An 18,940-nucleotide genomic window follows, 5' to 3' on the forward strand; every position below is an offset into this window, starting at 1 on the left:
AATTCAAAATTTATTTTAAGATTAACAATTTTCCTGGCAGTTGCTCTATTAATCCTTTTAATTGTAAAATTGTAATAACACTACTAATTTTTCCTACATTCCACCTTAATTGATTCATAAGTAGATCTGTATGAATAGGTTGATTTTTCAAAATTATATCATATACTTCTGATTCTAATTCACTCAAGTTTACCCTTTTCTCTTCTTGATCTTTACTTATTTCTATATGCAGTTCTTCTAAGACATCTTCTATATCTGTCACTAGTTTGGCACCATCTTTGATTAACTTATTCGTTCCACTACTTAAAGGACTATTAATATTACCTGGTATAGCAAATACCTCCCGTCCTTGTTCTAGCGCAAATTCTGCAGTAATTAAAGACCCACTTTTGATGCTTGCTTCTACTACAATAACTCCTTTTGCCATGCCACTAATAATTCGATTTCTAGCAGGAAAATTTCCGGCTAACGGCTTGGTTCCTATATTGTATTCAGATAGAATGGCTCCATTTTTTTCAATTTGTAGCATCAGATCATAATTTGATTTTGGATAACAAGTATCTAAACCACATCCTAAAATAGCAATGGTTCTTCCTCCATTTTCTAATGCCCCTTTATGCGCCATGGTATCTACCCCATATGCCATTCCACTAATCACAGTAATCCCTGCTTTCGCCAAATCCTTCCCCAACTGATAAGCTACATATTTCCCATATGTAGAAGCTTTTCTTGCCCCTACTATTGCTACAGCTTCTACATCCTTGCTTACTATGCATCCCTTTTTATATAATATAAAAGGTGGGTCGTATATATTTTTTAAATTTTCTGGATATTCTTCATCTTCTCTTTCTAAAATATCTATATTTTGCTTTTTTATACCTTCTATTAGCGCATGTATTTTAAATGTTTCTCTGTTCTTTATTATGCTATGAACCATATTATGATTTATTCCTTTAAATTTATAGAGTTCCTCAACTGATATTTTAAATATTTTTTCAGCACTCCCAAATATCTCTAATAATTTTTCTAAAGATTTGTGTCCAACACCTTTTAAGCTATGTAACCAAACTAAATAATCCTTCTCACGCATACGCTCCATCCTTTATTACAAATTCCAAAATTTTCTGTCTAAATTTCTGTATTGAATCGCTTCTGCAATATGAGCAGTCTCAATTTGGTCACAATCATTTAAATCTGCTATTGTTCTGCTCACTTTTATGATTCTGTTATATGCTCTCGCACTTAATCCCAATTTATTAAAAGCATCCTCCATTAATAATTTTTCCTGATATCCTAGTTCACAATATTTTTTTGTTAAATTTGGCGTAAGTTGTGCATTAAAGAAAATTTTATGATTTTTATATCTCTCCAGCTGATTTTTTCTTGCCCGATCCACATCTACTTTCATTTGGGCAGATGTTTTGGATGTACAGTTTTTTGTTAATTCTTCATATTTAATTGGAAAGATTTCAATATGCATATCAATTCTATCTAATAATGGTCCTGAGATTTTTGATAAATATTTTTTAATTTGCATAGGTGTACAAGAACATGCATGTGATAAATCTCCATAATAACCGCACGGACATGGATTCATACTTGCCATTAAAACGAAATTCGATGGATATGTAAGGGTTGCATTTAGTCTTGATATGGTGACTACTTCATCTTCCATAGGTTGTCTTAACATTTCTAACACACTTCGTTGAAATTCCGGAAGCTCGTCTAAAAATAAAACCCCGAAGTGCGCTAATGATACTTCCCCTGGTTTAGGTTTTCTTCCGCCGCCTACTAGCGCTGTACTTGAAATCGTATGATGTGGCGAACGAAAAGGTCTTTCCTTTACCAAAGATGCATAATCCGATAATTCTCCCGCAACACTATAGATCTTTGTAACTTCCAACCTCTCTTCATATGTCATATCTGGGAGTATAGTTGGAAATCTACGAGCTAACATAGTTTTTCCCGAACCAGGTGGACCTATCATCATAATATTATGCCCTCCTGCTGCTGCAATTTGAAATGCTCTTTTTACCATTTCTTGTCCTACTACATCAGCAAAATCCTCATCATATCCACTGCTGCCTTTCCTAAGTATCCTTTTATCTGTTTTATAAGGTGCTACCATGCAATCTCCTTGAAAATATTTTATGATATCCTTTAAACTGTGAAAGGGATAAATTTCTATATCTTCAATCATGGCTGCTTCATCAGCATTAGATTTAGGCAATATAATTTTTTTAATCCCTTGATTTCTTAATGCAATCACAAGGGGTAATGCACCAGGAACTCTATTGAGATTTCCATTCAATGATAGTTCTCCTATAAACGCAAATGATTCAATAGATATATTCTCAATCTGCTTGGATGCTTGTAGGATTCCTAAAGCCATGGGTAAATCAAAATAGGTTCCCTCTTTTTTTGTGTTTGCAGGAGCTAAATTAATGGTAATTCTTTTCATAGGAAACTCAAATCCTGAATTTTTAATTGCAGCACGAACACGCTCCTTAGATTCTTTAACCGCTGTATCTGGAAGTCCTACTATATTTAAAGCTGGCAATCCATTTGAGATATCCACTTCTACTTCTGTAAGATTACCATCTAATCCAGTTAATACACAACTATAGACTCTAGATAGCAAAGAAGCACCTCCTTTAAGAAGAAATATTCAAAATTTATCATTTGATATATCTCTCTACTCAGCATATGCTAAGTTTCATTTTATAAACCCCTAAGTAGTCATAATAATACCCTTTCTTGATAAATATAAGTATTGCATTATTTATTACATAATATTCTCTATATGATTTACTTTAGGTGGTTTTAAAGGGTCAATCATTACTTCAATTGCATCAAATCTAAAATTACAATCTTTTAAATTTAAATTTTGAATATAATATTGGCCTACTCTCAATAGATGTGTTTTCTTGTTTCTATTAATTGCTTCTACCGGTCTCCCAAAAGATGTGTTTCTTCTTGTTTTCACTTCAACAAATACATATGTATTATTTTTATAGACAATGAGATCGATCTCTCCAAATCTACATCTATAATTAGATCGGATAACTTTATAACACAATTTCCGTAAATATTCTGCAGCAATTTTCTCTCCAAAAATACCTAAATCTCTTGTATTCTTATTCATTATTTCTTTCCTCGCTAAAACTTCTTCTCTATGATTTTATTTTAGTATTCTTTCATTATTTTTTGTTTTTTATACTTCTACAAACATGTCTACAGTATATCATATCTATTTGAATTTTCTAAATTTTTATTATCTTTATTTAATTTTATCGAATTTTAGTAATTGTTTCGATTGTTATTTTTTTACAATATAATCTTTATTCACTAGAAGTTTCTCTTTTGCATCTTGTTCTTAGATAAACGCTATCTAGAGACCGCTGTCTACTAGGGTAATATATTCAAGCAATCTCATCATATGTTTTTATAATATGTACATGTTTACACCCGTTATGTAGGAGAAAAAATTATGAATCAAAGAAATCCAATGCTATCTTTATTAGCCCTTATTCTATTTATGATCAATCGTTTGCATCGTTTATAGAATTATTTTAAAGAATAATGTAACATAGTCCTACAATCTGCATACTTTATATTAGAACAACTAAAAAATCATTAAAAATATCAATTATAAAGGAGGCATAAATCAATGGCTGATACTCAAGGAATTGGCGGTATCTTTGGTGGATGTGATAGCAGTTTATTATTCTTCTTCTTGCTATTAGTAGTATTATTCTGCGGTGGCTTAGGTGGCTATGGAAGATATTAATGATAGCCTAAAAGAATTGGGTTTTCCCAATTCTTTTTGCATATATTTTTTATTATATCAGTCATTCCTTAAATACCTTTATAATAATTTTTATAAAAATAAGTGTGCAATCTATGTAACATATGTCCTATATCTTGCATACTTTATATTAGATAAAACAAAAATACATAAACTAGAAAAAAAAGGGGGGGGTAGTATAAATGGCTGATAAGCAATGTGGAGGAATTGGCAGTATCTTTGGCGGATGTGACAGCAGTTTATTATTTTTCTTCTTATTGTTAGTAATATTGTTCTGCTGCCCTTACTATGGTCGCTATTAAACATAAAATAGAATTGGGCACCCTTGCCCAATTCTTCATACATAATTTTTTCACAAATCAGTTGTCTATTATATTTCCTTCTTTTATGACCAGAATTGTTTCTGGTCTTCTTACTTTTCATTCCATAGTTAATTTTCAACATAATATTTAAATTTATTTTATATTCTTTTATTTGAATAAAATAATTTCTCTGAGATTTCAGCATCTAATTTCGTTAAAAGTTTTATCTGATTTTTTCAAAATCCAATATCTTTTGCTTTTTACTTGTTTTGTTTCTACACCTTTAATAAGATGTAGCATATTTCTGTTTTCTAAATTTCTTAAGTCCCTATGAAAGTTTCTTAATGCATAACTCGTATATATTTTTTTTGCTACAAGATATTCTATTACATCTTTTGGCGTAGCTTCAACTTTATTATTTATTTTAAGCCATTCTTGCACATAATTGCTTACCAATCTGCTTTTCACTGTTAATCTCATAAATTGTCACCCTTTCCTTTCACCATTATACGACATATGAAAGGAAATTTCTACATATACATGTAATTATATCATTAAAAAGAATAAAATTGGTAAATTTCCTTTTATGGCATTTTTTTATGCCATATGATCTATTTCCCACAAATTCACTTGATTTTATTACCATATTATTCTAAAATCTATAGTATATATCAAATGAAAGAAGGGGTTCCCTATGCATTTTGTACCAGGATCTATTTGTTTATCGCATGAAAATAATTCGGCATTTTGGTTTATTTTTCGTGATAATATGCTCTTAATAAAATTAAATACTAGCACTGCTGCCATTCCACATATGAAGGATTTATCATTATTAAATCTTTCTCCGATAAGAAAACAATATCTTGGTAAAATAGATAATGATCCTTGTTACTCTGTAGAATTACCGATAAATACATCAGCCCCTGCTGATATGGAATTTATAGACTTACGACAATTATACGGACTTATGCAAGAAGACTTTTTCTGGATTGCTGGTCGTGCTATTCAAATTATGAATTGGGATAAAACACATCAGTATTGTGGACAATGTGCAACGCCTACTCATACAAAAGCAAATGAATATGCTAAAGTTTGTCCTCAATGTGGACTTATTAACTATCCTCGTATATGCCCAGCTATCATTGTAGCAATAGTAAAAGACAATCAACTTCTTCTTGCCCAAGGTACACGCTTTACTTCACCTTTTTATAGTGTCCTTGCTGGATTTGTCGAACCAGGGGAAAACCTTGAAGCATGTGTGAAAAGAGAAGTTTTGGAAGAAGTAGGTATAAAAGTTAAGAATATATCCTACTTTGGTAGTCAACCATGGCCATTTCCTAATTCTCTCATGGTTGCGTTCACTGCTGAATACGACGGTGGTGAAATTGTCATAGATGAAACGGAGATTAAGGATGCCGGCTGGTTTAAAGCAAGTATGCTTCCTCCAATACCAAGTTCCATCAGTATTTCAAGAAAATTGATTGATTGGTTTATTGAAAATTATAAATAACACTTTTAAAAATAATAAAGAGGAAAAGACAATAAATGCATTATCTCTTTTCCTCTTTCGTATCTAATCGAATAATAAACGCCAGTATTTCAGCAACTACTTGATATAATTCAGGTGGTATTTCTTCTCCAATAGATAAATTATTCAGCTGATTTACGAGTTTTTCATCCTTATACGTTGGAATATCTAATTCTGAAGCAATTTCTTTAATCTTCTGTGCAATATAACCTTCACCTTTTGCAACAATCACTGGTGCTTTATCATGCTCTTTATCATATTTTATGGCTGCTGCTGTTTGCTTCTTTTTATCCATACGCTTACACCTTCACATCAATACAATTTATTTTTTTAGAATTCTGATCATTGTCTATACCCAGAATATTTCCCTCTATATTTGAAACTGCATAGTTGGTATTGACTTGAGTAAAGCCTAAAAACATCAAAGCATCCTTTAACTGGTTTTCAAACTTTAATAGGATTTGTTTCACTTCATCTGCAATCACTTTAAAATTGCATGTAATGTTTTTATCTTTAATATCAATTAATACCTGTACCTTATCCATTGTTTTCGTATCTAATGCAACAAGGATCTTCACATCTTTTGGATTAATCTTTTTCCCATTTTTATCGTCTTTTGAAATAAAACATTCTAAATTTTTATGTTCATTATCCAAAAATATAGGTATTTGTAAGTAATTTTGAAACTGATTCATCTTGTTTATAAAATCCAAACTATTTTTTAAGTTTGTTATATTATTTAAAATTTCTTCCCCATTCTTTGGGTTTAAGCTTCCAATACCTTGTTTCACAAGCTCTAATTTGATATATATTTCTTTCATTATTTCCTGTGGTTCAAACTTTTTTTCAAGAATCATATGCTTTATTTTTAAGAATAACCCATCTATATTTTTCCCAAAATTTGATGTTTCCTCATTTTTGTAAAGTAACTCTACCAAATTATCTATTTTACTCCCAACGGTATCATCCTTTAATATTAAGTTATTTATATTTGTAATATTAGAAATATTTACACTTAAATTATTTTTTAATAGAAAAATAATTTTTTCAAAATTAACATTATGAATATTTACATTTTTTAAATTTGTATTTTCTCTTGTTGTCCCTTCCTGTGTAAGATTACTACCATTTTTTTTTATTTCTGTATGCATCAATTCTTTATTAGACGAACTTCTTTCATTTTGAAACAAAACATTTGATTGTTTTTCCTTAAAAACATCCCCATCTTTTAGCAAATTTTTTAATACCAGACGGATATTTTCATTTAATATTTTTTCATTCATATTGATTGTTTTATCCTGCAGTAAGCTCTCCATCTTTTCAAAATCTGATTTAATTTGAATCATCTTTAACAGATTTTCCTTACTTGCAGGAATTTCATTGGCAAGCAATTGCTTCACTAATGTGATTTCTTCTTTTCCTGATTTTATATCTAATGTTTTTAATAGATTAATTATTTTTTTTTCTACTGGAGCTGTTGTTTCTTCTTTGTCTGGATTTTCTATAATTGGTTGAATCGTTATTTGTTTTTCATTCATTTCTTTTACTTTAAATTTCAGCACTGCATTTTCTTGATAATCTAGCGCAATGGTTGTTTTCGCTTCTACTATCTTTCCATTTGCCATTTCCAAAAACAATACATCATTGATTATTTTTTGAATCTTCGCATGCATAATCTGCCCAGTTTTAAATCCTATTAAACCTTGCTCATTATTTCCTTGAACTTGTAGATTATAATTTGATTGACTGATCCTCATTTTTTATATCACCCATTATATTTTTTAAAAAAGACTTCCTATGTATTGGGGAGAGTCCATAGTTCTTAATATGCTCATAATGGTCTTTTGTTCCATATCCTTTATGTTTGATAAAACCATATTGTGGATATATTTCATGGAATTGATCCATTATTTTATCCCTCGTTACCTTAGCTACAATAGATGCTGCAGCAATAGATATACTTTTACTATCTCCCTGAACAATAGCAGTCTGCTTTATATCTATATCGGTTAATTTCACTGCATCAATTAATAAATATTGAGGGAATATAGAAAGTTTCTCAACAGCTTCCTTCATGGCTAGCTTTGTTGCATTTAATATATTTATCCTATCAATTGTGCTATGGTCAATTATTCCTACCCCTATACTTAAGGATTTATCTGTTATAATTTTAAACAATTCTTCTCTCTTCTTTATAGAAATTTTCTTTGAATCATTAATTCCTTCTATAAATATATTTTGCGGTAAAATCACCACTGCTGCTACCACTGGCCCTGCAAGTGGACCCCTTCCCGCCTCATCTATACCCGCAATCATTTTGTATCCTGCACGAATTAAATCATTTTCGTAGGTCCATAATTTTTGCACTCTTTTTTTCTCATTTAAAATTTTTCCATATCTTTTTTCTAGTTTATTTCCTATTTTTTTGACAGATTCTCTTCTGTCGCCTACTAGCAAAGACATATATTTAAGCGCCTCTTCTATATCCATCCCACTGATCAATGTATTTATTTCTTTTACTTTCATCGTTTCGAATGTCATATTGTTTTCCCTTTCCATTGAATTTTTTTATTTTATCATAAAAAATAAAAGCACTACTCATCCATAGCGCTCTCCAAATCATCCGGTGTTTCTAATGTGATTTTTCCTATTTTCACACTCCTAAATTCATCCATTACTACGTTTGCAATTCTTGTATAGTCAATTCTTCCACCTGAAATGATACAGCCTCTATTTTTTGCCATATTCTCCATATTCACAAGTCCATCTTCTTCGATCATTTTGAGTTTATATCTTTCTTTCATATATTCAGGGTACTTATCACAAAGATACTCAATAAGCCGTAGTGCTATGGTCTCTATATCTAATATTTCATCTTTTATAGAACCTGTAAAAGCTAATTTTAATCCCACATTTTGATCTTCAAATTTAGGCCATAAAATTCCTGGTGTATCTAATAACTCAATATTTCCTTTTAATCTTACCCATTGTTTTCCTCTTGTAACACCTGGTTTGTCCCCTGTCTTTGCACTTTTCTTTCCTGTAAGTTTATTAATGATAGAGGATTTTCCCACATTTGGTATGCCTACAATCATTGCTCTAACAGGTCTTTTACGCATTCCCTTTTCTATTCGTGCTTCCATTTTTATTTTTACGGTTTCTTCCAGTTCTGCCGTGAGCTTATCTAATCCTGCACCGTTCATTGCATTTACTGCAATTGCATTTATACCAGATTTTTTAAAGTAATGAATCCATTCATTTGTTGTTTTAGGATTTGCCAAATCACTTTTATTTAAAACAATCACTTTTGGTTTTCCTATAATAATTTCATCAATTTGAGGATTCCTACTGCTAATAGGCACACGCGCATCTAATAATTCTACTACAACATCTACTAATTTCAAATTAGTCTGTATCAATTCTTTTGTTTTTTTCATATGCCCTGGATACCAATTAATCTTTTGCACATTGATCACCGCACATTCTATTTAATTTTTCTAAAATTCTTTATAGGCCAAATCACAAAACATCCTTTTCCTCTTATCAGATCATAACGGATAAAACCAATATCTTTAAATCTGCTATCTTTACTATTATTTCTATTATCTCCAAGAACAAAAAAAGTATTTTGTGGAACGGCTCTTTTATGGAAATCATCTACTGACTTTTTAAAAATATAGGATTCTCTAAGCACCTTATTATTTACAAATATTTTCTCATCAGCCATTTGAATTGTATCCCCATCCGTTGCAATAACTCTTTTTATCATTTTTTTGTTTTGATCATTAGGATGCTTAAATACTAAAACATCGCCCTTTTTAGGTTTGCTTATTCTATATGTAAATTTGTTTATAATGAACCTTTCACCATCCATAAGCGTTGGCCACATGGAATTCCCTTCAACTTGTATGCATTCAACAACAAATAATCTAACGGTTATTAAAAAAAATATTACAATAATCATCACTTTTTGCTTCTTATTTTTTATATGATTCTTTTTCATATCTTTTTCACCGCTTATTAAGAATATTAACAAAGGGACTGAATTCAGTCCCTTTTTGTTAATATCTTTTTTCTTTAATTTTTGCTGCTTTACCTCTAAGTTCACGAATGTAGTTAAGTTTTGCTCTTCTAACTTTTCCTCTTCTAACTACTTCGATTTTTTCAATTTTTGGTGAATGCAGTGGCAAAGTTCTCTCTACACCAACACCAGAAGCAATTCTTCTTACAGTAAAAGTTTCTCCTGCTCCACCATTTTGTCTCTTTAAGATAAAACCTTCAAAAATCTGAATTCTTTCTCTAGTTCCCTCTTTAATCTTTAAGTATACTTTAACTGTATCACCAACATTAAACGCAGGAATATCTGATTTAAGTTGTTCTTGCTCAATCGCTTTAATAATATCCATGGTTGTCCCCTCCTTCCTTCCTAGACGTTCATATTATACTATCTTATAATAGAGGATCGCCCGTACTGCCAGATATGATTATAACACAACAGAAACTAAAATACAATAACAATTCATTATATTTATATAATGTATCTATTTTTCGAATCTATATTTGTTTTTTATCATTTATATCCTTTTAGCATTTCACTAATTTTATCTACTTTACCCATTGCTTTTACACTAAACGCACTAGTATGTATCTTCTCTACACCTTTTATAAATATTTTCAACTCTGCGCTTTCCTCTAATTTTTCTACAAATCGATTTCCATCTGTCTTTAGAATCTCGACTACACAAGGAGCTACTTCTATTAATATTGCTTCAGAAGTTGTGTGCAGCGCAATCCTTTTCACCTCTTTTTCTATATTTTGAATAACCGTATACTCAGAAAGTACACTACCAGTGCCTTCACAATAAGGACATTTTTTTTGCATGATAGACCCGATTCTCCCTCTGATCTTTTTTCTAGTCATTTCAAGGAGTCCTAGTTGGGTTATTCCCAATACATTGGTTTTTGTTCTGTCTTTTTCTAGTGCTTTTTCTAATACATTTAAAACTTCTTTTTTTCCACCCTGCTTATTCATATCTATAAAGTCTACGATAATAATACCACCAATATCACGAAGCCTTAATTGTTTCGCTATTTCTTCTGCTGCCTCTTTGTTGATTCGTAAAACCGTATCTTCTAAATCAATACTCCCAACATATTTACCTGTGTTTACATCAACTACTGTTAAAGCCTCTGTTTGGTCGATTACGAGATAGCCACCACTTTTTAGCCAAACTTTTCTTGCAATGGCATGATTGATCATACTCTCTATATTAAAATACTCAAAAATATTCATGTCCACTTCAAAATGTTCTACTCGCTTTTTTAAGTGAGGAGCTACAAGTTCCACTAAATCAAGGATACTTTTATATTTTTCTTTGTCATTGATCATCAATTTGTCAATACTACTTGTAAACATATCTCTTATTGTTCTATGCAGCAAATCTAAATCTTGATAGATAAGCTTTGGTGCAAATCCCAGTTTTTTTTCTTTCTCAATTTTCTGCCATAATTTAAGTAAAAAATTTAAATCCTCTTTCACTTCTTTTTCTTCCTTACCTTCTCCAGCAGTTCTCACAATAATTCCCATATTACTTGGTTTTACAGCTTCTATGATCTCTCTTAATCTCTCTCTTTCATGCTCATTGCTAATTCTTCTAGAGATTCCCACATAATCTACATAAGGCATTAAAACTAAATACCTTCCTGGAAGGGTTAAGTGCGTTGTGACTCTCGCACCTTTACTTCCGATAGCTTCTTTAATTATTTGAACAATAATTTCTTGTCCACTTTTAACAACATCTCTTATAGATAGGCCTCTATCCGCTTCCATTTCTGGTGGGATTGCATCTTTTACAAACAAAAATGCATTTTTGTCGAGTCCTACATCTACAAAAGCTGCTTGCATCCCAGGTAACACATTTGCAATACGTCCTTTATATATATTTCCTACTGTTCTTCTATTTGTTTCTCTTTCTATATAAAGTTCTACTAACTCCTTATCTTCTAGTACTGCAACACGCGTCTGGTTTAAACTGGAATCGACTATAATTTTTTTCATTCCAACAATCCCCCTAAAACCCTAATAAGTTATACATTTATTTCTAATGGTGTAACAAGTTTCCCATTGTTTACGCCATACAAGTCTAATCTATGAATCCTAATTTTTTCTAATACTATAGGTGTTTTTTTTAACTCTGCAAGTTTTTCTATAACTACTTCAGGTTTCAAATTCCCCTTACTTCCTGTGGCTAGCGTCATTTTAAAAATACACGACCCATCTTCTTTATTTATAATTTCTATGTTCTTTATGAAAGGTCTTATATTTACTTCTTTTATCTGTTCAATATTTTTCTTTTTTATCGTTTTATGTAATATGATTTCTTCATTCGCCATAAAATCTGCTACTTGTTTTTTCAGTTCTTCTTCACTATGTTCTTCTATTAAACAACATCTTACCGTGTAAGTTGAATATTCAGCGATAGCCATTAATGCTTTACTTTTTACATCTACATATTTGCATTGAATTATTTTCAACCCCTTTGGAAGTTGATCATTGATGCTACTTTTAAATACATCTAAATCTATTTCTTCCTCAACCTCTATATCCATATATTCTCCATCACTTGATATCCCTAAAGCTAATGCAGTAGAAAAAGCCATCTTAGGATGTGGATTAAATCCATGTGAAAACACTAAAGGAATATTTCCCCTTCTAAGGACACGCTCCATGGTTCTCATTAAATCAAGATGAGAAATAAATACCATCCAATCTTTTTTACTAAATCGTATTCTCATTTTATTCATTACACACACCACCCATAAAAGCTTGATCTATTCCACAACCTGTGCAACTCATTCTACAATCCTGTGTTAAAATCCCTTTTTTTGCATTTTCATTTTCTCTTTTTAAGAAAGATTTTGTCACACCTATATCAATAAAATCCCAAGGAAGTACTTCTTCGTATCCCCGCTTCCTATTGGCATAAAAGTGAGGATTTATAGTGCATGCTTCAAAAGCATCTCGCCACTTTTCATATTCAAAATGCTCTCCCCAAGCATCAAATTTACACCCATTCTCCCACGCTTTGATTAAAACTTTTCCAATTTTTCGATCTCCTCTTGCAAAAATACCTTCTAAAAAACTTGTTTTTGTTCCATGATAACTATATTTAATATTTTTGTGTTTTAATTTATCCTTTAAATAGTTTTGTTTCTCCCTAAATGTTTCTGTCGTATCTTGCGCTTCCCACTGGAAAGGTGTATATGCTTTTGGTACAAAAGAAGATATGCTGATTGTAAGATTTAACCCCTTACCTCTTTTTTCTCTTGGTGTATGATAGTAAGCATCTACAACTTTATAAGCAAGGTCCACAATACCGTCTAGGTCCTCATAAGTTTCTGTAGGAAGTCCTATCATAAAATAAAGTTTCACAGTACTCCATCCAAGTGAAAATGCATTTTTCATAGTCTCTATTAAATCATCTTCTGTAATCCCTTTATTAATCGCATCTCTTAATCTTTGTGTCCCAGCTTCAGGCGCAAATGTGAGTCCTGTCTTTTTAACCTTTTGAATTTCTTCAATCACTTCCAGCGGAAATTTATCTAATCTAAGTGAAGGTAGCGACAATCCAATCTTCTTACTCCCGTAGGTATCTATTAGATCTCTAATTAACTCATTTATTTTTGAATAATCACTTGTACTTAGTGAAGCTAAAGACAATTCTTCATAACCAGTAGTTTGAATTAATTCCTGTGCTAATTCCTTCACTTTATCAATAGATCTTTCTCGAACAGGTCTGTAAATCATCCCTGCTTGACAAAATCTACATCCTCTTGTACAACCTCTAAAAATTTCTACCATGGCTCGTTCATGTACAACCTCTATAAATGGCACAATTACCTTCTTCGGATAATACGCTTCATCTAAATTCTTCATGATTCTTTTTGATATTTTTGTAGGGATTTTTTTATTTTTAGGAATGAATGCTTTTATGGTATCATCTTCGTTATATACTATTTCATAGAAGGATGGAATATATACTCCTTTAATATGCACAATATCCTCTAAAAATTTCTTTTTAGGTAATCCACATGTCTTCCATTTTTTATATTTCTCCATTACTTCAAGTAGTATTTCTTCTCCTTCTCCCATCAGAAAAACATCAACAATCTCTGCTAAAGGTTCTGGATTATATGCACAGGGTCCTCCTGCAACGATAAAAGGATACGCATTTCCCCGATCTTTACTCTTTATGGGTATATTTCCTAGATCTAACATATTTAAAATATTTGTATAACTTAATTCATATTGTAATGTAAATCCAACAAAATCTAAGTCCCCTATAGGGGTATGCGTTTCTAGTGTAAATAATGGTATATTCCTTTTTCTTAGTGATTCTTCCATATCTATCCAAGGAGCAAAAATTCTCTCACAAAATATATCCGCTTCATCATTTAGCAAATTATATAGGATATGCATACCTAAGTGTGACATACCCACTTCATAAACATCAGGAAATGCAAATCCAAAACGTACATGAATATTCTCTATTTCTTTTTGCACTGCATTGGTTTCACCACCTATGTATCTAGCCGGTTTCTCTACTTCAAAAAGTAAGTCTTCTAAATCTAATTTATTCATCCTTGGTCCTCCTAATTCATCATACACTTTACTTTTTATTATTTGTATATGGTCTAACTTCAATACAATATCTTTCTCTAAATATTTTGCATTACTATTCTATCATTTTACTAGATCTTTAACAACTTTTCTAAAGAAGCATTTAATCCGTATGTTACCATTCCATTTAAAACTTCGTTTTCTGTTAATACCGCAATTACATTGCATCGTGTGTCCATAACTGTAATAATGTGATACTTCCTTGGGATAAATTGATTCATAATATCTTTTATGGCTGTGCTTTTAACTGCTGTTAAATATCTTGTACTTAATACCCCATTTTCTAATAGATGCTGCTTTTTTTGCGTGATTTCCTTAATAAAAATAAAAGCTGCCATTTTTTTTTCTTTATGGGCAGCTATATATAGAAAGATAGCTAAACATGAAAAGTAGATATTTAATTTATTATATTGCATCCCATAGCATCCCCATAGAAATAATAAACAGCTAAGAATTTTAGATAATATTACTACTATTTTTGTGCCTCTCTTAAACCCCCAAAAATAGGCGAGGTATGCCCTAACGATTCTTCCTCCATCTAGCGGCACAATCGGAAATAAATTAAATATTCCAATGACTAAATTAACATGCACAAAAAAAATGAATTGCTCACTTGAAAATAAAAATATCCCCATTAGATAATAACTCATAAAAACGATTATTAAATTTAAGATCGGTCCTGAAACTGCAATCATTATTTCATGTTGTGGATTTGTAGCAATGGTTTCTTCAATTCTTGCAACTCCTCCAAATGGGAAAATCTCAATATTATCTATATTGTATCCTAATAACTTTGCCGTAAAAACATGTGCCCCTTCATGAAGTAGTACGACAATAAACGAGATCAATAAATCTTCAACATATCCAAATATAAAAAATATAAAAAATATAATGCCTAATAATCCATTAACCTTTATATCTACACCACATAACCGCATCAATCTCATTCATATACCACCTTTTATATTAGATAATCTTTCGATCAAAAGGAATATACTGAGTAGGATCCACTACTTTTCCTTCTATCCAGAGTTCAAAGTGTAAATATGTATCTTCATTTTCCTTAAGACTATGAATGATGGCAATTTCCTCTCCTTGCTTTACCTTACTACCTCTTTTAACTAAAATATTAGAACAGTTTGCATATAATGAGAATAGCTCCTTCCCATGTTTTACTTTTACATACTTTCCCAAGCTTTTTCCTTCTCCAACTTCAACAACCTCTCCATCCGCAATCACTGCAATATTTTTTTCTTTATTGACGAATAGATCTACCCCTCTTTGAAATGTTTTTGTGTTTAAATAAGGATCTACATTCTCCCCATAATTAGATATAATTTCTCCTTCTATAGGTACTACAAATTCCATATTTGATTTTTTTTTATTTGAAAAAGTACCAAAAACATTGACAGCCTTATCAGGGATTTTAGGTATCTCTTTTGCATATTTGACTACCTGTTTTATGGATTTTTTCATATCCATTTCTCTCGTTAGAGATGTTTTAATCCATTCTGTTGTTTTATTGGTAATTGGCGAATGTATGTTTTTCACTAACATAACAAATAACACAACAAGACTACATATTACAATTTGTTTTAAAATTCTTTTGTAAAAATGTTTCTTATCTTTATATGTTGATTGCTGTGAATAGTGGTTATGCTTTTGCCGGTTAATTGGTATCGTTTTATATGATTTATTCATAATTGTCCCTTCTTCCTCCTTCTATTTACTTTCTGGATAAGAAAAAAATAAACCATTTAAACCAACAAACACAATTAGATAATTTATTTTTTAACTTTCCTTTAATATAATATATTTTTAAGAAGGGTCAATTATTACAACAAAGGACTAAAGTAATCAATTACTTTAGTCCTGATTTACTATTTGAAATTTATTATTTTTAATTTCAAATGCTCCTTTTATTCCTGATGATAAATATACTTTGTAATCTTTTGTAATGATAATGCTTTCTACATTTTCCATATTTTCTATCAATTCTAATCCTTTTTCAACTCCTAATACATAAACAGCCGTTGACAATGCATCTGCATCCATTGAATAATTAGCAATAATTGTAGCACTTATAATACCATTTTCTGAAGGATATCCTGTTTTAGGATCAATAATATGATGATATCTCTTTTCATTTACTATAGAAAATCGCTCATAGTTTCCAGATGAAACAATGGCTTTATCAGATGCTTCAACTACCCCTATATGCGTTCCTGTCGGTTCAAAAGGATCTTGTATTCCTATTCTCCAATTTGAACCATCTATTTTTGTTCCTAAAGCGATGATATTTCCACCTAAATTAATGATTGCACCCTCTACACTATTTTTTTTAATAATTTTATAAACTTCATCACCTGCATATCCTTTAGCAATGCCGCCTAGATCAATACGCATATGATCTTTGGCGAGCTTAAACTTATTTTCACCATTATTTATCAATAATTGATAATCTACATATCTTAAAACCTCATCAATTTCTGCCTTTTTAGGGACTCTAAAATTTTCTTTGCCAATCCCCCATAGCTCCACTAGCTTGCCAATCGTAGGATCAAATGCACCATTAGAAAGTTTTGCATACTTTAGGGACGCATTTAAAACTTCACTTGTATCTTTACTGACGCTTATAAATTCTTTTTGCGTATGATCATTTATTTTATTTACTTCACTATTTTCAATATTTACACTCATCTTCTCTTCAATTTCAGAAATTCTTTTAAAGCATTCTTGTATGATCTCTACGCCTCTATTTTTATCCTCAATCCAAACACTAATATCTAACTTCGTATTTAGCATAAATGTTGAACGGGTAACCACTTCTTTTTTGTTGCTACACCCCTGTAAAGCAATAGTAAATAATAATATAAGCATAATAACTAATATAATCATTCTTTTAGACATAACTTTCCTCCGTACCCATCACACAAAAATGTTTTTAACCTCTATTATAATCATGTATGGCAAGCTTTCTTTTTCTATTCCATTTCATACTTTTTAATGATTTCTCTCCAATGAAACTCTCCTCGCTCCATTGCCCGAAGTAAAATTTCAGCAGTAGCTATATTCGTTGCTACAGGTATCGTATAAACATCACACAATCTAAGCAGTGCCAAAATATCAGGCTCATGGGGTTGGGCAGTTAATGGATCTCTCAGGAAAATCACTAAATCAATCTTGTTTTTTGCAATTTCAGCACCTATTTGCTGATCTCCACCTAAAGGTCCTGATTGAAATCTTTTAACATTTAGTCCTGTAGCCTCTGTAATTCGTTCCCCCGTGGTTCCAGTAGCTACTAATTCATACTTTGTTAGTGTATGCTTATAAGCTATAGAAAAATTTACGATACTCTCTTTTTTCTTATCATGGGCTATTAAAGCAATCTTCATTTTTATCTTCTCCTTATCCATTTAGCGTTAATCAAATACTTGTCCATCCATTATATTATTTTTCTTATCCCTTAAAAGTTTATTTTTTGCCTTCTCATCCCTATATTTAGAACAATGCCAATCGCTATCATATTTGTCAAAAGAGAACTTCCTCCATAACTTAAAAATGGTAGTGTTACCCCTGTTACAGGCATTATCCCCATGGTCATTCCAATATTTTCAAAAATTTGAAAGGCAAACATAGAAGTAATCCCTATGACAATTAAAGAGCCATATACATCCTTTGCATTTTTAGCAATTTTTATCATTCTATATAGAAATATAAAATATAATACTAAAACAATCAATCCACCAACAAATCCAAATTCCTCTACAAGAACTGCAAAAATGAAATCTGATTCTTGAACGGGTAAAAAATTATAATTGTTTTGTGTCCCATGGTACAAACCTTTCCCTAATATTTGCCCTGATCCAATAGCGATTTTTGATTGCATTACATGATAGTTTCCAGGCAGATCCAAATCAGCCGGATTTAAATAGGCATCAATTCTTACTCTTTGATGTAGTGCCATTAACTTATACACAATTGGTAAAGAAATAATTCCTGCTATCGTTCCTTTTCCTATGATCTTATAATTAAGTCCTGATGCAAATGTCATCCCTAAAAAAATCACCACAAACACTAGCGCATTCCCTAAATCAGGTTCCTTTAAAACCAATAGAATGGGTACAGCTGCATATAATCCTACAGGTATCAATTCTTTAAATGTATTTAATTCATTTTGCCTATCTTCAAGGAATTTTGCAAAGGAAAGTATAAAAGCTATTTTTACAATTTCAGATGGCTGTAGATCAACAGGCCCTAAGTTGATCCAACTTCTTGCACCAAATTGCACTTTTCCTATTCCTGGCAAATATACAGCTAATAATAGTAAAATAGACCCAATATAAATACTTGTCTTTAAATTAGAAAACGTATTATAATCTATAAAAAGTATCATACTAACCGCAACTACCCCAATAAAAAAAGCTATCGCCTGCATTTTAACTTGTCTTGTCAAGCCATTTTGCGTAACATGCGTTGCACTACTGATCATCATTAAGCTAATTAAAAACAATACGAGTACAATAACGATCATAACGATATCCATACGCTTAATTAATTTTTTATCTATCATCTATACACCTTGTATAATATAGTTGTATCATTCAAGTAAAAAACAAGAA

General features: G+C 31.1%; 19 protein-coding genes. 1 reads left to right on the forward strand and 18 read right to left on the reverse strand.

Features of this window, described 5'->3' with window-relative positions; genetic code table 11:
• Positions 1–10: 10 nt before the first annotated feature.
• The 4 genes from dprA to EV214_RS00955 all read right to left on the reverse strand — a co-directional run bounded on the left by dprA (position 11) and on the right by EV214_RS00955 (position 4,590).
• Positions 11–1,090, reverse strand: coding sequence for a DNA-processing protein DprA (gene dprA, locus EV214_RS00940; protein ID WP_132241759.1), 1,080 nt, complete (start codon positions 1,088–1,090; stop codon positions 11–13).
• Positions 1,091–1,105: 15 nt separating this feature from the next.
• A complete protein-coding gene (locus tag EV214_RS00945) occupies positions 1,106–2,641 on the reverse strand; it encodes a YifB family Mg chelatase-like AAA ATPase (protein ID WP_132241761.1) in 1,536 nt (511 codons plus the stop codon).
• Between the two features lie 144 nt (positions 2,642–2,785).
• Complete coding sequence (locus EV214_RS00950) at positions 2,786–3,145, reverse strand: YraN family protein (RefSeq protein WP_132241763.1); 360 nt, start codon at positions 3,143–3,145, stop codon at positions 2,786–2,788.
• A 1,163-nt stretch (positions 3,146–4,308) separates the two neighbouring features.
• The gene (locus EV214_RS00955; protein ID WP_132241765.1) at positions 4,309–4,590 is read right to left on the reverse strand and encodes a hypothetical protein; all 282 of its coding nucleotides are present in this window, start codon (positions 4,588–4,590) and stop codon (positions 4,309–4,311) included.
• Positions 4,591–4,804: 214 nt separating this feature from the next.
• On the opposite strand from EV214_RS00955, the gene nudC reads away from it, so the two are divergent.
• A complete protein-coding gene (gene nudC / locus EV214_RS00960; protein ID WP_132241767.1) occupies positions 4,805–5,620 on the forward strand; it encodes an NAD(+) diphosphatase in 816 nt (271 codons plus the stop codon).
• A gap of 40 nt (positions 5,621–5,660) precedes the next feature.
• On the opposite strand, the gene EV214_RS00965 is transcribed toward nudC, so the two are convergent.
• The 14 genes from EV214_RS00965 to rodA form a co-directional block, all read right to left on the reverse strand.
• Entirely contained in the window at positions 5,661–5,933 is a 273-nt protein-coding gene (locus EV214_RS00965) for an EscU/YscU/HrcU family type III secretion system export apparatus switch protein (protein WP_132241769.1), read from the reverse strand.
• A 4-nt stretch (positions 5,934–5,937) separates the two neighbouring features.
• Positions 5,938–7,395 carry a hypothetical protein gene (locus EV214_RS00970; RefSeq protein ID WP_132241771.1) on the reverse strand — a complete coding sequence of 486 codons (1,458 nt, stop codon included), beginning with the start codon at positions 7,393–7,395 and terminating at the stop codon, positions 5,938–5,940.
• On the reverse strand, positions 7,370–8,179 hold the full coding sequence (locus EV214_RS00975; RefSeq protein WP_132241773.1) for a ribonuclease HII: 810 nt from the start codon (positions 8,177–8,179) through the stop codon (positions 7,370–7,372). Before EV214_RS00975 ends, EV214_RS00970 begins: the two co-directional genes overlap by 26 nt.
• 53 nt (positions 8,180–8,232) lie before the next feature.
• Positions 8,233–9,111 (reverse strand): ribosome biogenesis GTPase YlqF, encoded by an 879-nt coding sequence (gene ylqF / locus EV214_RS00980; protein ID WP_132242041.1) that lies wholly within the window; start codon positions 9,109–9,111, stop codon positions 8,233–8,235.
• Between the two features lie 11 nt (positions 9,112–9,122).
• Positions 9,123–9,641: a signal peptidase I gene (lepB, locus tag EV214_RS00985; protein WP_132241775.1), complete on the reverse strand. Its 519-nt coding sequence runs from the start codon at positions 9,639–9,641 to the stop codon at positions 9,123–9,125.
• Positions 9,642–9,699: 58 nt separating this feature from the next.
• Positions 9,700–10,044, reverse strand: a complete 345-nt coding sequence (gene rplS, locus EV214_RS00990) for a 50S ribosomal protein L19 (RefSeq protein WP_132241777.1) — start codon at positions 10,042–10,044, stop codon at positions 9,700–9,702.
• Positions 10,045–10,208: 164 nt separating this feature from the next.
• Entirely contained in the window at positions 10,209–11,696 is a 1,488-nt protein-coding gene (locus EV214_RS00995) for an Rne/Rng family ribonuclease (protein ID WP_132241779.1), read from the reverse strand.
• 29 nt (positions 11,697–11,725) lie between these two features.
• Entirely contained in the window at positions 11,726–12,442 is a 717-nt protein-coding gene (locus EV214_RS01000) for a TIGR03936 family radical SAM-associated protein (protein ID WP_132241781.1), read from the reverse strand.
• A complete protein-coding gene (locus EV214_RS01005) occupies positions 12,435–14,279 on the reverse strand; it encodes a TIGR03960 family B12-binding radical SAM protein (protein ID WP_132241783.1) in 1,845 nt (614 codons plus the stop codon). The genes EV214_RS01000 and EV214_RS01005 overlap by 8 nt, the downstream gene beginning before the upstream one ends.
• Before the next feature lie 110 nt (positions 14,280–14,389).
• Positions 14,390–15,265, reverse strand: a complete 876-nt coding sequence (locus EV214_RS01010; RefSeq protein ID WP_132241785.1) for a M50 family metallopeptidase — start codon at positions 15,263–15,265, stop codon at positions 14,390–14,392.
• Between the two features lie 19 nt (positions 15,266–15,284).
• The gene (locus tag EV214_RS01015; RefSeq protein ID WP_132241787.1) at positions 15,285–16,019 is read right to left on the reverse strand and encodes a M23 family metallopeptidase; all 735 of its coding nucleotides are present in this window, start codon (positions 16,017–16,019) and stop codon (positions 15,285–15,287) included.
• 165 nt (positions 16,020–16,184) lie between these two features.
• The gene (locus tag EV214_RS01020) at positions 16,185–17,228 is read right to left on the reverse strand and encodes an FAD:protein FMN transferase (protein WP_132241789.1); all 1,044 of its coding nucleotides are present in this window, start codon (positions 17,226–17,228) and stop codon (positions 16,185–16,187) included.
• Between the two features lie 74 nt (positions 17,229–17,302).
• A complete protein-coding gene (mgsA, locus tag EV214_RS01025; RefSeq protein WP_132241792.1) occupies positions 17,303–17,713 on the reverse strand; it encodes a methylglyoxal synthase in 411 nt (136 codons plus the stop codon).
• A 71-nt stretch (positions 17,714–17,784) separates the two neighbouring features.
• Positions 17,785–18,891: a rod shape-determining protein RodA gene (gene rodA / locus EV214_RS01030; RefSeq protein ID WP_132241794.1), complete on the reverse strand. Its 1,107-nt coding sequence runs from the start codon at positions 18,889–18,891 to the stop codon at positions 17,785–17,787.
• Between the last annotated feature and the right edge of the window lie 49 nt (positions 18,892–18,940).

It is taken from the genome of Marinisporobacter balticus (assembly GCF_004345705.1).
Taxonomy (GTDB): domain Bacteria; phylum Bacillota; class Clostridia; order Peptostreptococcales; family Thermotaleaceae; genus Marinisporobacter; species Marinisporobacter balticus.